This window comes from Limibacter armeniacum (assembly GCF_036880985.1).
Lineage (GTDB): Bacteria > Bacteroidota > Bacteroidia > Cytophagales > Flammeovirgaceae > Limibacter > Limibacter armeniacum.
The window spans coordinates 26,539-42,022 of record NZ_JBAJNO010000001.1; the positions used below are offsets into that span (position 1 = coordinate 26,539).

The following is a 15,484-nucleotide window of genomic DNA, read 5'->3' on the forward strand; positions in this document are numbered from 1 at the left end:
AGGACCTTTTCAACAAGACAGAAAAATGAAAATATTGTATATACCGCTGGATGAGCGTCCTTGTAACTATCTGTATCCACAGATGATCGGACGTTTACAGCAAGAAATGGAATTGGTTGTACCACCAATGGAACTGTTGAGCCAGAAGAAGACTCCAGCAGATATCAGCAAACTGTGGAATTGGGTCAATCAGCAGGCACCGACATGTGACGCAGGTATTTTTTCCATTGAGATGTTGGTATATGGTGGCTTGTTGCCTTCACGTTTGCATCAAGCAAGTGTTGAAGAGCTGACGGCCACACTTAACAAGGTGAAAACGTTGAAGGAGCATCACCCTGAGTTCAGGATTTATGCCAGCAACTTGATCATGCGTACACCGCATTATGACAGTAGTGAGGAGGAGCCTGACTACTATGCAGATTATGGGGAGCGAATCTTCAACTGGGCTTGGTTTACAGACAAGAAGGAGCGAGAAGGACTAACTGCTGAGGAGGCGTCAAAGCTTGAACAGATCAGCCGTGAATTGCCGGAAGAAGTATTGGCAGACTATAGCGAGCGTAGAAAGAAAAATGTAGCGATCAATAAGCAAGTCATTTCACTGGTGAAGGAAGGTGTGATAGAGTTTCTCTCCATACCGCAGGATGATTCCGCACCATATGGCTTTACTGCTTTGGATCAGAAAGAAGTAGTAGGAGCGGTAATCAGTCAGCGACTGCAAGCCAAGGTACATATGTATCCGGGTGCAGATGAGGTAGGTTGTACCTTATTGGCAAGGGTTTATACAGAACTGAGAAAACACAAGCCAAAGATATACCTGCTATTTAGCTCAGTACACAGTGAAACCATTATCCCATTGTATGAGGACCGTCCGTTGGGTGAATCTTTACGCTCTCATATTTTGGCAGCTGGCGCCATTGTGGTGGACAATGCAGCAGAGGCAGACTTTGTATTGGCTGTCAATACAGCAGGCAAGGTGATGATGGAGGCATGGGACAATCCTGTCAAGGACATCACATACTCTACTTTCAGAAACCTGAGGTACTTCACAGCACAGATTGAAGCGCTGATGGCGCAAGGCAAGAAAGTGGCTGTTGCCGATGTGGCGTTTGCCAATGGTGGCGAGACAGAACTGGTACAACTGATGGATGACTTGAACCTTTGGAACAAGACACTTGCTTATGCAGGTTGGAATACCAACTGCAATACCATCGGAACGGTGCTGGCAACAGCCATCATCGGATTGGAGGCTGACAGTCAGCAGGAGATTGACTTCAACAAGATCTATCACTTGCTGGAAGGTTGGGCATATCAGACAGCCATAAGGATGGATATGGTGAAACATTACCTCCCGTCAATTGGCGCTTCCTATTATGACTTTAATAACAAGGAAAAAGAAATCAACCTGGAGATGGAAAGTCGCATGCGTCAGCTCTGGAGTGAGATGATGCAACATTCCTTCCGTCAGTACCAGCTGGATCAGGTGGCAGTATTCTCCCCTTGGCACAGAATGTTCGAGATCGGAATCAATCTATCAATTCAATCATAAGATATGCTTTACGCAGCAGTTGATATAGGCGGTACAAGTATCAAGTATGGTATCATCAATAAAGAAGGAGTGGTACTGTTTCGATATGAAACACCTACAGAAGCCCATAAGGGAGGAGAGAAGCTGATGGAAAAGGTTATCCACCTAGTGGAAACACTGTGGCATAAGTCTGGTCCACTGGTGGGAATCGGTATCAGTACTGCGGGGCAAGTTAATGTACAAGCAGGTAGTATTGAATTTGCGACAGATACATTGCCAGGTTGGACAGGTATGCCTGTTGCTAGTATACTGGAAGAGCGGTTTCAAATACCTGTTGCTGTCGAGAATGACGTTAATGCAGCTGCATTAGGAGAAGCTTGGAAAGGAGCAGGGGAAGGTGTCAAAGACTTTTTATGTCTGACAATTGGAACAGGTATTGGTGGTGCCATTGTGACCAACGGTCAGATATATCATGGCAGTACCGGATCTGCAGGAGAGTTTGGGCACATCAGGCTTGAACGCAATGGTAAGGCATGTACTTGCGGACAGTTGGGGTGTTTTGAGCAGTATGCCTCTACCAGTGCTTTGGTCAAGGAAGCTCAGCTTAGGTTGAAACAGGATGGAAGACCAACCAAGGAGCTAGACGGAAGACAGATTTTTGAACAGGCAAAGCTTGGTCAGGAGGTTTTTGTATCTCTCATTGAGGATTGGACTGGTGATATTGCTTTGGGGCTGGCTAGCCTCTGCCATATCTTTAACCCTTCACTGATCGTATTGGGGGGTGGTGTCTCAAAGCAGGGAGCTTTTTTGTCTGACAAATTGGAGCAGAAATTAGGGAACCTGCTCATGCCATCATTCAGAAAAAACTTAAAAATAGCAATGGCTACCTGTGGTAATGAAGCAGGGATGCTGGGAGCAGTAAGCCTGCTTGTTAAATAAAAGAAATTTTCATTTTCATAGATATGTTACGGTTTACTGACCTTCCCTATTGGGAAGGTTAGTTTTTTTATAAAACGCTATAAGTCAATCTACCATTTGACTTTTACCATGCTTTAAAGGTTACTTTTTCTGACGACAGATTTATATAAGAAGGTTGTATAGCGCAAAATAAAATATTGAAAAATGACACATCACTTCTTTTGTTAGTGATTGTAAAACAATGCTTTATATCTCTTTGTGCTCAATAAACTCTTTACGGGGCAAAATTTTTCAACTTTCAGTAGTTACAAAGCATCATCTCCTTACTCCTTATTCTGAAAAGAGGATTTTTAACACTTAATCAAGTAACGAGATGCCTGTAGCGACCTTACATTCAGCGCCATCTGTCGGCAAGTCCAATAAGCAGACCCCAAGGGTTTTGGCTTTGGATGCCCTTCGTGGTTTGGCGATGGTCGGGATGATCTTGTCAGGAGCTATTCCACATCTTGATACATTACCTGGTTGGATGTTTCATGCACAGGTAGGGCCACCATCTTTCAAATATATACCAGAAGTGGTGGGTATAACTTGGGTAGACCTCGTGTTCCCTTTCTTTCTTTTTACAATGGGAGCAGCCTTCCCTTTTGCACTATCCTCAAGAATCAGTAGAGGGGAACGTATTCCTACTTTGTTTTGGCAAACAACTAAAAGGGCAGCCTTGCTGGTTTTCTTTGCCATTTTTTTGCAACACCTGAAACCATGGACATTGAGTAGTAACCCTGATGCAAGTGTGTGGGGACTTTCTCTTGTGGCATTTGGCATCATGGTTATGGTGTTTACCAAATTCAAAAAACTGCAAACCCGAAATGCTAGAATTGTTCAAGTGAGTGGATTCCTTTTGGCAGGAATAGCACTTTGGGTTGTGCAAGCATTTTATGGCGTCAAGTTTTCTCCTAACAGATCTGATATCATTATACTGGTCTTGGCGAATATGGCATTTTTTGGAGCCTTGATCTGGTTGTTGACGCGTCAGCATATGCTTTTGCGTCTAGGTATAATGGGGCTGCTGTTAGCGATGCGATTAGCTCACACCGAAAGTGACAGTTGGAACCTTTGGCTCTGGAACCTGACTCCAGCTGGCTGGCTGTACACATTCTACTTCTGCCAATACCTATTTATCGTGATACCAGGCACTATTGTAGGGGACTTGATTATCAAATGGATCAAACAAGGTGAACACGAAGAAGCACTGTCCGTCAATGAATACAATCGTTTGTATGGAACGGTAGCGATACTGCTTACTGCCTTATTGGTTAATCTTATAGGTCTGTACGGACGCTATTTAACTACTACTTTGGTGGTAGACCTGTTACTCTGTAGTGGACTTTTCTGGCTGCTGAAAAGCATGAAGTCTGACTTTGGTAAACATTGCTTCGATCTCGCACAGTGGGGAATCTACTGGTTGTTATTGGGAATCAGTTTTGAAGCATATGAAGGAGGAATTCATAAAGACTCACCGACACTCAGCTACTATTTCGTCACTGTAGGGCTAGCCATATTCACTTATCTTTTTTTCTCTATCACACTGGATTTTATGAAGTGGTCATCCGCTTTAAAGTGGTTGGTCATGACTGGTCAAAACCCGATGGTTGGGTATGTGGGCGCTTCTTTTGTTGTGTTGCCAATCCTGTCATTACTGCATTTGATACAGCCACTCGATGCCATGCAGGACATTCACCCTTGGTTGGGAGTGATGAGGGGCTTAGTGATCACAGGATTGGATATATGGATTGCCATTTGGTTTACAAAGAAGCAACTGTTTTGGAAAACCTGATTTAAATACCAATTGAGATGAAGATACCTACTATACATATCCTCCTATTATGTCTGTTGACCTTTGCTTGCCAGCAAGCAGAAAAGAAGCATACAAACACATTGTATGCTGAGAGAACAACTTCAGCAGAAAGAAAGGAGTTTCGGGAAAAACTTGACCATGAACTAATAGGACAGGCTTTGGCTCTTCAGCCTGACTCTGCCAATGAAGGTGTTTGGCAAGGAGCTTTTTGGGCAATGGGCATGTCGCATACCGTTTCACCCAAAATAGAGGATGGACTGAGGAAATGTTTTAGCGTATATAACTTCCGTTCTGCGTCATTCAGAAGAGGACTTTTAGAAGCTGTTTACACGCTTTACCCTGTTGCTTTTAAGGCTGAAATGGAACAAGTGTTCTCAACTGAAACCAATCACAAGTTGTTAGCGATGGCTACTCATTATTTGATCAGGGCTGGAACTGATAGCATGGGATTATTGGAACAGTTGGAGCAACGATTTCCGGACTGGGCAATGTCCCCAATGCTGGTATGCCTTATAGAAGACGCGATATTTACCAAAGAAGAAAAGGTAGCCAATAGACCTGATTTAAAACCTCTGATTGAGTTTCAGAAAACGCACCAATTGCCAGTTGTGTACTCTTTTCAGCGCACTGATAGGAAGTATACAGGACTGGCGATCGTTCAGCGAGCAAATGGAACTTTTGTTAGGAATGATGAGGGGGAAATAGTCTGCTTTCCGCAGTTGGCTTTATCTGCCTCAGATATGCCTTCCTATATCACCAATGGGAATAGCCCACAGGGAGTCTATACAATTGCAGAGATTGGACATTCTGAGAATGTCTTTATAGGGCCTTCACCTACACTTGAAATGTATCTGCCATTTGAAACCAGTGTTCAAGATTTTTTCCATCAGAAAATACAATTGGCAGGTGCTTCATTAGTAGAAAATCCTGAATGGACATTAATGCAGTACAATCAACTGTTCCCCGAATCATGGCAAGGCTACCGTCCAATACAACAGGCTTTCTGGGCTGGAAAAGTTGGTAGGTCTGAAATTATAGCCCATGGTTCTACGATCAACCCGACATTTTTTGCACATGAATCCTTTTATCCAATGACCCCTTCATTGGGTTGTCTGACTGCACTGGAGTTGTGGTCTGAAGAAACGGGAACCTTGTTGGAATCCTCTCAAACAGGATTGGTAGAAGCATTTAAAGAGGAAGGGGGGAAAGGCTACTGCTATGTTATTGAATTGGATAGCAGGAAAGCGGCTGTTACAGCTGAAGAGCTCATTGATCTTATAGAATAATATCCACAATCATAATCAAATCTTGATAGAACCCTACTCAGTTAGGCTAAACTTTATGACAGAATAATATGAAAATGAATCAGCAAACGACGATACGGACTGGGCTCCTCGGTATTTTAATGATGCTGTTGACGCTTTCAGCCTTTGCGCAGGAACGCATGGTTACAGGTACAGTGACCAATAACCAGGGAGAAGCACTTATAGGAGTAAGTGTATTGGTACAAGGTACTACCAAGGGTACCATTACAGACCTTGATGGAAAGTACAAGGTAAAACTTCAGGAGAATGAGAGTTTCCTTGTGTTCAGTTATTTGGGGTTTGACTCTCAAGTGATAGAGGTAGGTAATAAGACTGCAATCAACCTTGTGATGGAAGAAGACGCTCATCAGTTAGGGGAAGTGGTTGTTACAGCTTTGGGTATTGAAAGGGATAAGAAAGCGATTGGTTATGCCATGCAGGAAGTAAATGGTGACCAGCTTTCAGCTGTAGTACAGACATCTCCATTGAATGCTCTATCAGGTAAAGTGGCTGGATTAAATGTGAGTACTTCAGGTAGTGGTCCAACGGGATCGACTAATGTAACGATTCGTGGTTCTAACTCCTTAACAGGTAACAACCAGCCATTGTATGTGATTGATGGTGTGCCAATTAGTAATGATGGAGGAACATCAGCAGGACAGTATGGTGGATTTGACTATGGTAATGCAGCCAATAACATTGATCCGAATGACATTGCTTCAATTTCAGTATTGAAAGGCGGTGCTGCATCGGCATTGTATGGTTCTAGAGGTCAGAATGGTGTTATTATGATCACCACTAAGAAAGGAAGTAAGAAGCAAGGGATTTCAGTTGCGGTGAATTCCAATTTTGTGATGGAAAAGCCAGCGATATTACCCTCTTTCCAAAATAGCTACTCGCAAGGCGCTGGAGGAAAGTTTATCACTACTTCTAACCTGAGTTGGGGTGCAAAAATGACAGGTGCTGAAACTGTAACCAATTTTTTGGGCGAAGAGCAAGTGCTCTCTGAAAATTCAGAAAATCCAATAGGAGACTTCTTCAAGGATGGCTATACATGGACAAATAGTATCTCAATCAGTAAAAACTCGGATATAGGAACAGTTTATTTTTCTGCTTCCAAGCAGGACAATGAATCAATAATGCCGAACAGTAATTTTGATAAACTGTCAATGAATTTGCGAGCAATAACAAAGCTCACAGACTTTTTTACGGTAGATGCCAAAGTAAACTTTATCAACCAAAAAGCATTTAACCGTCCTAACTTGGCAGGTTCACCAGATAACCCTATGTACTCTATTATGCAGTTACCACGTTCCATCACATTGGATCAGATGTCAGACTACATAACAGTAAATGGGTATCCTGTTCATTACACGAATAAGTATCAGCACATTGATGGTAAACTGACAGTAAATGGTGATGCACCAGCATTTGCGGCAAGCCCTCTTTCACAGAACCCATATTGGGCAACAGAACTGAACTTGAACAATGATGAGCGTAACCGTGCAATTGCTTTTGTTGAAGGTGACTTGAATTTGAAAAGCTTGTTTGGTGGATCGTCGTTGGATGCATTGAGCCTGAAATTCAGAGCAGGTGCAGACTATTATGTAGACAACAGACAAAAACATACCCATCATAATACGCTTTACAAGGGGAATGGCTTGGCGACAATCAATACATCTGACGCAACAAGAGGGGAGTACAATTATGATATCATCTTGAATGGTATGAAGACGTTAGGTCAATTTGGAATCAGCCTGACGGGTGGTGCCAGTATGAACCGTATTGAGTGGACTTCTACTGCAGCCAACAGTGAGTCAGGTATCATTAATCCTTTTGGAGCATATGTTGTCAATAACTTCAACAACAGACAAATCAGTAAGGGACAATCACAGAGAGAGATTCAGTCAGTATTCGGAATGATGACATTAGACTGGAATGATCAGTTGTTTCTTGATCTGACAGGACGTAATGACTGGAGTTCTACGATGAATCCAGATAATTGGTCGTTTTTCTATCCATCCGCAAGTTTTAGCTGGGTTGCATCAGAAACTTTTGGATTGGGTGATGCAGTGAATTATTTGAAATTCAGAACTTCTTATGCATGGGTGGGTAACTCATTGCCTCCAAATCAATTGTATTTCAACTATACAACAAACCCTGACCAGTATTTTGATTTGCCTTATGGAGCAATCCCAGGTTCAAAGCCTAATTATGATATGCTTCCAGAAATGACCAAGTCTTTTGATGTGGGTGTGGAAGCTCAATTGTTGAATGATCGTATATCTGTAGACTTGGCATACTACCAGACTGGAACTGAAAACCAACTGTTTCAAGCACCGCTTTCACCATCTTCTGGTTTTCAGACAGGATGGGTAAATGCAGGCTTTATTCGCAATGATGGAATCGAGTTGGCTTTGACAGGCAAACCTGTTCATAACGAAAATATTGAATGGGAACTGATGGCAAATATTAGTCATAACCGTTCGATGGTAAAAGAACTGACAGAAGATGTAGAAAAACTGAATCTTGGTGGATATGGTGGGGTGCTAATCCAGGCAATTCCAGGAAGCCCTGTAGGTACAATTCACGGAACTAAGTTTGCCAAAGATGATGCTGGAAATATGATTTTGGATGGCAACAACTTGCCAATGATTGCTACTACAGAAGAGGGCAATCGTGATGATCAGGCTTACCTAGGTAATAGTGTACCTCAATGGTTGTCAGGCTTTGGTAGTAATTTCCGCTACAAGTCATTCTTCGTGAATGTATTTATTGATGGTAAATTTGGTCATAAAATGTTCTCCTATACAAACTTGAGAGGTGCACAGGTCGGTACTTTGGACTTTACTGTAGAAGGCCGTGATGCTTGGGCTGCTTCTGAAGCTGATAGGGTATCACTAAATGTATCTGCTGATGCATGGGAGCCTACAGGCGGTTATAAGATAACTGGAGTAGATCAAGAAGGTAATACAGTATCGTCATTTGTTGACCCACAAAAGTATTGGGATAGAGTATCTCAAATATCGGAGGCGTTTGTGTATGATGCTTCTTTTGTAAGGCTGCAGCAGGTCGCAATTGGTTTTAACCTACCTAAGTCTGTATTGGATAAGGTTTACCTGAAGAAAGCATCACTATCATTAGTAGGTAATAACCTAGCCTTCCTTTACAATAATGTTCCGAACGTATCACCAGAGTCAGCTGTCACAACGAACAATTCTGGAGGGGTGGAGATGTTTGCCTTCCCACAGACAGCAAGCTATGGCTTTAACCTGAATATAGAATTGTAAAGGGTAGTGTTGAAGGGCTATTTATTGAGATAGCTCTTCTCCAAATTTTCAACTTTAAAATTGAAACCAAAGATGAAAACCATCAATAAATATATACTGATGTTGCTGTGCTTGTTTATGACAGCAGCTTGTACGGAAGATTTTGAGGAAATAAACCGTTCACCGACTAGTGCGACTACAATTGATCCTTCGTTACTTTTCACTCGTTCTCTAGTGACAGGGGCAGGTATTAGCTACCGTGTTTATCAGTTGGTACATCAGACCTCAACAGGTTATTGGTCACAGCATTGGGCAAATATTCAGCCGGCATTTTCAGGGGATATCTATGAACCGAGTCCAGGTAATGGTATTTGGAGTTATTATTACTCCAGAACGTATTTTGCTCCCTTGAACCTAAATTATGAAACGCTAAAACTGCTGAATGAGATTGACCCGAATCCTATGAAGCTAGCATGTGCCAAAATCTGGAATGTGTATATGTTCAGCTTGATGACGGATATGTATGGGGACATTCCTTATACAGAGGCATTTATTAATAACGAGCCAAAGTTTGATAAGCAGTCTGAGATCTATGCAGCTTTTTTTACAACGTTGGATGAAGCTATCAAGATGATCAAGGATAACCAAGGGTTGGGCTATCCTTCATTTGGTACAGCAGATGTGCTTTTCAATGGAGATCTTGAAAAATGGATCCGCTTTGCCAATGCTCAAAAGCTTCGCTTAGGAATGCGTATCAGTAATGTTGACGCGGCAAAAGCTCAGGAAGTTGTATCCAGTATTCCTTTGGATGAGTTGATTTTAGATAACTCGCAAAATGCTAAAATGTGGTGTGAAACAGCTACGAATGCCGTTACACATGATGTGAAAAATGCTTTAGGTTTTGTCTACAATTGGCATGAGATCAGGGTAAGCAAGACTATGATGGACAAGCTTAAGCCGGCAAGTGGAGCAATTGATCCTCGTCTGTATCGCTTTGCGGAGCCAAATGATGATGGTGAGTATGTAGGACTTCCAAATGGTCAGTCTCGTACAGATCTTGCAGCAGAGAAAGACTACTTCAAAGAGAAATTCAACAATGTGGGACCTGCTTACAATTCACAGGAAGTAGAAGTGGCATACCATTTACTGACCTCAGCAGAGGTAAACTTTTTGTTGGCTGAGGCTGCATTGAAAGGTTGGGTTAGTGGTAGTGCACAGGATTATTATGAGTCTGGAATAATGAAGTCTATGGAACAGTTTGAGGTAACTGATGCTACAGCTATTTCAGATTTTATGGCAGCCCCTGAGGTAAGTTACAATGCAGCTTCTGCCATGGAGCAAATCATGACCCAGAAATGGGTGGCATTCTTTACCAACCCGATGCAGGCTTGGTGTGAAATGAGAAGAACAGGTATACCGGCACCTATGCCATTAGTAGACGCTTTCCCAGGCAATGAGGATATGCCTAGAAGAATTCCATATTCAACAGATGAAGCAAACTACAATTCGGATCAGTATAATGTGGCAGTAACGCAAATGGGAGGAGACACCCAGTATACTCGTATGTGGTGGGATACACAGAACTGAAACTAGATAACAATTTATATTTCAGGCTATTTTTTCTTTTAAGGCTGGCAGTTGTACCGATGGTATGGCTGCTGGCTTTTTTGTTGCTAAAGGCGAAGCTGGTTGGTTACAAAAGGAACTCAAAAGGCTCTTTTTTGAAAGACTATTTTTGGGCTTAACCGATCAACACATGACATTAATCGATTATACTATCATAGCTATTTATCTGCTGGCTATGGTAGGGGTGGGACTCTACTTTCAACGGCAAGCCGCTAAGGGAATCAATGCTTATTTCTTGGGGGATGGAAAAATGCCTTGGTGGGCTTTAGGAGCCTCAGGTATGGCATCAAACCTAGATGTAAGTGGCACGATGATTAACGTGGCTTTTATCTATGCATTGGGGACGATGGGCTATTTTATTGAGATCAGGGGAGGCATTGTCCTGATCATGGCATTTATGATGACTTTTATGGGGCAATGGAACCGAAGGGCAAAGGTGATGACGATAGCGGAGTGGATGAAGGCCAGGTTTGGTGAAGGTCCGCAGGGTAAAACCGCAAGGTTGATTACCGCAATAGCCATGCTGTTATCTTCTATTGCGATTGTAACCTATTTTGCGATGGGAGCCGGCAAGTTCATTGGGGAGTTCCTTGGCTTACAGGATTATCTTGGGTTGCCTTCATCCTTTTGGGCAGCATCGATCATGATAGGCTTGGCGATGGTTTATACAGTCAGCTCTGGTATTTATGGGGTAATATGGACAGACGTGTTTCAGGGAGGACTTATTCTCTTGACTATTTTATTGGTTTGTGCTAAAGCATTCTTTCTGGGTGACCTTCCAGAGGTTTTCAATATTTCAATTCCTTTGAAGAATGGAGGTTTTGAGCCTATTCTCACTAACCGATCCGATTGGACGAATATTATCCCTAAATGGGATTTGGGATTGCCTGAAAACGCTAGCTACTCAGTCTATAACCTGTTTGGGGTTGCCATCATTTTCTACCTGATGAAGGTTGTGATTGAGGGAGCATCTGGTACTGGAGGGTATATTGTACAGCGTTTTTATGCTGCCAAATCAGATAGGGAAGTAGGGTTACTGACTTTACTTTGGACTTCTCTGTTGGCATTTAGGTGGCCATTGGTAGCTGCTATATGTGTATTGGGGATTCATTACGGGGTGAAAAGTGGTGTACCTATAGAAGACCCTGAAATGGTATTGCCTTATGTGATTAACCATATGATTCCTGTCGGGTTAAAAGGATTGCTGATTGCCGGACTGATGGCTGCTGCCATGTCTACTTTTGATTCGATTGTCAATTCAGGCGCTTCTTATTGGGTAAAGGATATTTATCAGGCATTTATCAATCCGGCGGCGTCTGAAAAAAAGTTGATGCGTCATAGTAAAGGCTCATCCATTGTGATTGTACTTGTCGGCTTACTGATGACTTTGAAGGTGAGCAGTATTAATGAGATTTATAGCTGGATTACTATGAGCCTAGGAGCAGGGTTAGGTATACCACTATTATTACGCTGGTACTGGAGTAGGTTTAACGGGTATGGGTTTGCGATCGGAACAGGTGCTGGTATGTTGGCAGCGATAGTCCACAAGGCACTATTGTCTGACATGGAAGAATACACTTCGTTTTTGTTGGTGAGCAGTGTGGCGCTTATAGGTAGCCTTCTAGGTACATATATCACCAAACCAACAGACGACAAGACACTGATGAAGTTTTACAATATCACGCGTCCTGTAGGAGGGTGGCATAAATATCGGAAACAGTTTAGCCCATCAGTGCTTGCTCAGATTGACAAAGAAAATAGGAGAGGCATTATTAGTGGTTTCATCGCGATGGGCTGGCAGCTGTCCTTATTTGCAACAGGTATTATGCTAGTCGTAAAGCGTTGGGACTTATTTTCGTGGTTGATGGGTATTACATTGGTATTTTCAGTGTTGTTGTATACCGTATGGTTCCGTCATCTTTCTGATGAAGTAACGGTGGAAGAATTAGAAAAAGAATCAGAAGAGTTGGTTAGTTAATGTTTCTGGGGCAACGCCCATTGTTGGCTTGCGCCAATTTCTAGCCTTGAAAGGGCGGTATAATCTATAATTCACGTTATTATAAAAAAGTAAAGCAGTGTGGAACATCCACACTGCTTTTTCACTTTATACACTTTTAAAATTTGATAGTAAGTCAATTATCGAATATTGTAATGAACAGCTTCCTGTATTTCTGAAATGGCAACGGCTCTTAAAGGCTTATTCTGTTGAACGGCCAATGCTGCTGTAGAGCCACAAGCTTCTCCAGCGGCACAAGAAGTCGGCATAATGCGCAAGGCACTGTGTCCTTCTCTAGTAGCAGAAATACAACGTCCTGCCACCATCAGGTTGTCCGCATCTTTTACTAAAAGTGATCGGAGCGGAATATCATAATACTGTCCTTCTGGCAGGTCTTCCATACGGCTATCCTCATCTTCCTGTCCGTGGATGTCAATCCCGTAACAGCCTCTCGCAATCACATCCTCAAACTTGTGTCCTTTGGCAATATCATCCCCTGTTACGGCATAGTCACCAATAGCCCTTCTTGTTTCACGTACCCCTACCTGAACAGCAGTTTCCAGCAGGTAAGCCTCTTCAAAGCCCGGCACTTCATCTTGCAGCATTTTGACGACAGCATCTACCTGCTGCCTGCCCATCAGCTCTGCCTTGGTCAGGTCTTCTGAGGTAGAGGCATCCAGTCCCAATATGTTGGAAGTATTGAAAGAACCTTCACCGCTTTCCGGCAGTGTGGTGAAGAAGACATACTCAATAGCTTTGGGTAACCTGCCTTCTGCCTTGGCTTTCTCTACAAAGTTGGTCCAGCCGGCAATGGAATAGATTTTCTTTTCGTCGTATTCAAAATCAACCCAAGAGAGGAAATGTTCTTTGTTCTGAATGGCCCACTCATTTGCTTTCTTCATGTCAATGCCTCCCATACGGAAGAACAGGGTCATGGCTTGCAACTTGCCTGTCTTTTCATCGCCCTTTGTCCAAGGGAAATCCCCCAGGTAGAGCAACTGGGCGTCACCTGTGGTATCGATAAAGGCTTTGGCTGCCACATTGATAATATGCCCGCTTGCCAGAATATCCATCGAGGTAATGCTGTTTCCTTCACGGTGAACCTTGACAGGCTCTGCATGTGGAAGGAATGTGACTCCTGCCTCTTTCAGCAGGGCAACAGCAGCTGAGCGGAAAGCACTGGCATAAAAGCCATTGTCAATCATGCCCCCTTGCCCGACCATCGTATGTTCAAGGTCTTCAAATACGCCATTGACTAATGGCTTGCCATCGATAGCATGTTTCATAAATGGCGATACCATGCCTGCGCTTGACATCCCCCCGATAAACCCATAGTGTTCCACTAGCAGTACATCTGCACCCATGCGACCTGCCTTTACAGCAGCCCCAACACCGGCGATACCTGCACCTGCCACGATAATATCATATGATTGTTTGAGTTCCATAGTATCTTTATCCGATATAAGTTTTAGTCACTTCCTTGATTTTCTCCACATACCATTCTGTAATCAGGTGTGGCCTTGTAATGGCAGACCCAACCACGACAGCCCATGCGCCCAATTCGATCATTCTGGCTGCATCTGCTGGGGTATTTACCCTTCCTTCGGCAAACACAGGCACCTTTGATGAGGCGACCATCTGCTCCAGAAATTCAAAGTCAGGCCCGTCCTTAGGTTTGTCTTTTGTATTTGGCGTATAGCCCGATAGTGTAGTGGAAAGGCAGTCTGCTCCAGCCGCCTCACAAGCTTCTCCCTCTTCGACAGTGGCAATATCAGCCATGACGATGCAGTTGTATCGCTGCTTCACCTCCTTGATAAATTCGGGGCCACTCATCCCTTCTCGTTCCCTGAATGTGCCGTCAATGGCAATGATATGGGTACCGATCTCCACCAAGGCTTCCACATCCTTGAAAGAACCGGTAATGCGTACATACCCGTCATCAAAGGATGACTTGACCAGTCCAACAACTGGCAGGTCAACCCGCTTGATAATGGCCGCTGTTTTTTCGACACCCTGAGAGCGGATGGCAATGGCACCGCCCATCTTGGCAGTCTCCGCAAAATTGCTGACACCTTCTGTGGTATTGAATGGGGAGTCGCCCTCTGCTTGACACGAAACGATCAGTCCATTCTTCAGTTGTTCCATGATACTCATACAGCAATGGCATTTAAACGTTCCACCATCTCTGAGGCCTTGGCAAATTCCTGCTGGGCATTTTTGCTGGATACAGTGCCCATGATGCGGTTGCTTGCCTCTGTTACCTTACTGAAGTCCATCACGGATTGTGTCTGGGCTGGTAGCAGCTGAATTCTTGCCCCTGACATTCTTAGCCTATGGGCAAAGTCATCATTGGTTTCATTGGCTTCCATCTCAGAGAATAGCTGTGTCTGGGGGGTGAGTGCCAAGCTGACCCAATACCTGCCATCTTCCACCTGCTTAAAGGTTCTCATGTAGGGAGCCAACAGGAAGCTGTCATGCTGAGGTGGTGTGACCATCAGGTGTATCCGCTTTTGTGTTAGTACAGCCTTTTCTGTAGTAGCCAGTTGCAACAGGTACTGGTCGTCAGAAGCATCAATGACTTGTGCGGCTGTCTTGGTAATGGTTCCTTCTTTGGCTACCAGTGTTACCGTAACGCCATCTTCTGAGCAGTCCACAGCCTGTGCTTTTACATGTAGCAGGTAAGGAATGCTTTCATCTTCCAGTGTGTAGAGCAATACAGACTTGACCACCTCAGGATTGAGTATGACCTGATTGCCTTCCTGTAGGTGGACAGCCCTGTTCTGCTTTCTGATTGAGCTTAGCAACTCTTCTGCTATTCCTTGTACGTCATCGGTTTCCTGTAACAGGTTAAGCGATTCCGTGATGCTACCTCCACAGAAGCCGTAATTGTTGATCAGCAGGACAGCTTTTCCAGCCCTTTTCAGGCTTATAGCCAAAGCCACACCCGTAATGGAAGCGTTATGTATGATATAGTCGTATTTCATGTGTTGT

General features: G+C 43.5%; 10 protein-coding genes. 7 read left to right on the forward strand and 3 right to left on the reverse strand.

Translation table 11 applies throughout. From position 1 onward, the window contains the following. Window positions 1-25 precede the first annotated feature (25 nt). From V6R21_RS00100 to V6R21_RS00130, 7 genes are all read left to right on the forward strand, one after another. Window positions 26-1,546 carry a DUF4127 family protein gene (locus V6R21_RS00100; protein ID WP_334239724.1) on the forward strand — a complete coding sequence of 507 codons (1,521 nt, stop codon included), beginning with the start codon at window positions 26-28 and terminating at the stop codon, window positions 1,544-1,546. A 3-nt stretch (window positions 1,547-1,549) separates the two neighbouring features. Beyond that, on the forward strand, window positions 1,550-2,464 hold the full coding sequence (locus tag V6R21_RS00105) for an ROK family protein (protein WP_334239726.1): 915 nt from the start codon (window positions 1,550-1,552) through the stop codon (window positions 2,462-2,464). 352 nt (window positions 2,465-2,816) lie between these two features. Then, window positions 2,817-4,277, forward strand: a complete 1,461-nt coding sequence (locus V6R21_RS00110) for a DUF5009 domain-containing protein (protein ID WP_334239729.1) — start codon at window positions 2,817-2,819, stop codon at window positions 4,275-4,277. A 17-nt stretch (window positions 4,278-4,294) separates the two neighbouring features. Further along, window positions 4,295-5,584, forward strand: coding sequence for a hypothetical protein (locus V6R21_RS00115; RefSeq protein ID WP_334239730.1), 1,290 nt, complete (start codon window positions 4,295-4,297; stop codon window positions 5,582-5,584). A 74-nt stretch (window positions 5,585-5,658) separates the two neighbouring features. Continuing rightward, complete coding sequence (locus V6R21_RS00120) at window positions 5,659-8,892, forward strand: SusC/RagA family TonB-linked outer membrane protein (RefSeq protein WP_334239732.1); 3,234 nt, start codon at window positions 5,659-5,661, stop codon at window positions 8,890-8,892. 72 nt (window positions 8,893-8,964) lie between these two features. Next, the gene (locus tag V6R21_RS00125) at window positions 8,965-10,458 is read left to right on the forward strand and encodes a SusD/RagB family nutrient-binding outer membrane lipoprotein (RefSeq protein WP_334239734.1); all 1,494 of its coding nucleotides are present in this window, start codon (window positions 8,965-8,967) and stop codon (window positions 10,456-10,458) included. Window positions 10,459-10,627: 169 nt separating this feature from the next. After that, a complete protein-coding gene (locus V6R21_RS00130; protein ID WP_334239735.1) occupies window positions 10,628-12,475 on the forward strand; it encodes a sodium:solute symporter family transporter in 1,848 nt (615 codons plus the stop codon). A gap of 158 nt (window positions 12,476-12,633) precedes the next feature. On the opposite strand, the gene V6R21_RS00135 is transcribed toward V6R21_RS00130, so the two are convergent. The 3 genes from V6R21_RS00135 to V6R21_RS00145 are packed head-to-tail and all read right to left on the reverse strand — an operon-like array spanning window position 12,634 to window position 15,477. Then, complete coding sequence (locus V6R21_RS00135; protein ID WP_334239737.1) at window positions 12,634-13,938, reverse strand: FAD-dependent oxidoreductase; 1,305 nt, start codon at window positions 13,936-13,938, stop codon at window positions 12,634-12,636. 7 nt (window positions 13,939-13,945) lie between these two features. Beyond that, window positions 13,946-14,647, reverse strand: a complete 702-nt coding sequence (locus tag V6R21_RS00140; RefSeq protein ID WP_334239739.1) for an N-acetylmannosamine-6-phosphate 2-epimerase — start codon at window positions 14,645-14,647, stop codon at window positions 13,946-13,948. Beyond that, complete coding sequence (locus V6R21_RS00145) at window positions 14,644-15,477, reverse strand: FAD-dependent oxidoreductase (RefSeq protein ID WP_334239741.1); 834 nt, start codon at window positions 15,475-15,477, stop codon at window positions 14,644-14,646. The genes V6R21_RS00140 and V6R21_RS00145 overlap by 4 nt, the downstream gene beginning before the upstream one ends. Between the last annotated feature and the right edge of the window lie 7 nt (window positions 15,478-15,484).

Bases quoted from the DNA above. Each gene is read 5' to 3' on its own strand.
- V6R21_RS00120 (WP_334239732.1), top strand. From the start codon at position 5,659: ATGAATCAGCAAACGACGATACGGACTGGGCTCCTCGGTATTTTAATG.
- V6R21_RS00130 (WP_334239735.1), top strand. From the start codon at position 10,628: ATGACATTAATCGATTATACTATCATAGCTATTTATCTGCTGGCTATG.
- V6R21_RS00140 (WP_334239739.1), bottom strand. From the start codon at position 14,647: ATGAGTATCATGGAACAACTGAAGAATGGACTGATCGTTTCGTGTCAA.
- V6R21_RS00115 (WP_334239730.1), top strand. From the start codon at position 4,295: ATGAAGATACCTACTATACATATCCTCCTATTATGTCTGTTGACCTTT.
- V6R21_RS00145 (WP_334239741.1), bottom strand. From the start codon at position 15,477: ATGAAATACGACTATATCATACATAACGCTTCCATTACGGGTGTGGCT.
- V6R21_RS00100 (WP_334239724.1), top strand. From the start codon at position 26: ATGAAAATATTGTATATACCGCTGGATGAGCGTCCTTGTAACTATCTG.
- V6R21_RS00125 (WP_334239734.1), top strand. From the start codon at position 8,965: ATGAAAACCATCAATAAATATATACTGATGTTGCTGTGCTTGTTTATG.
- V6R21_RS00105 (WP_334239726.1), top strand. From the start codon at position 1,550: ATGCTTTACGCAGCAGTTGATATAGGCGGTACAAGTATCAAGTATGGT.
- V6R21_RS00110 (WP_334239729.1), top strand. From the start codon at position 2,817: ATGCCTGTAGCGACCTTACATTCAGCGCCATCTGTCGGCAAGTCCAAT.
- V6R21_RS00135 (WP_334239737.1), bottom strand. From the start codon at position 13,938: ATGGAACTCAAACAATCATATGATATTATCGTGGCAGGTGCAGGTATC.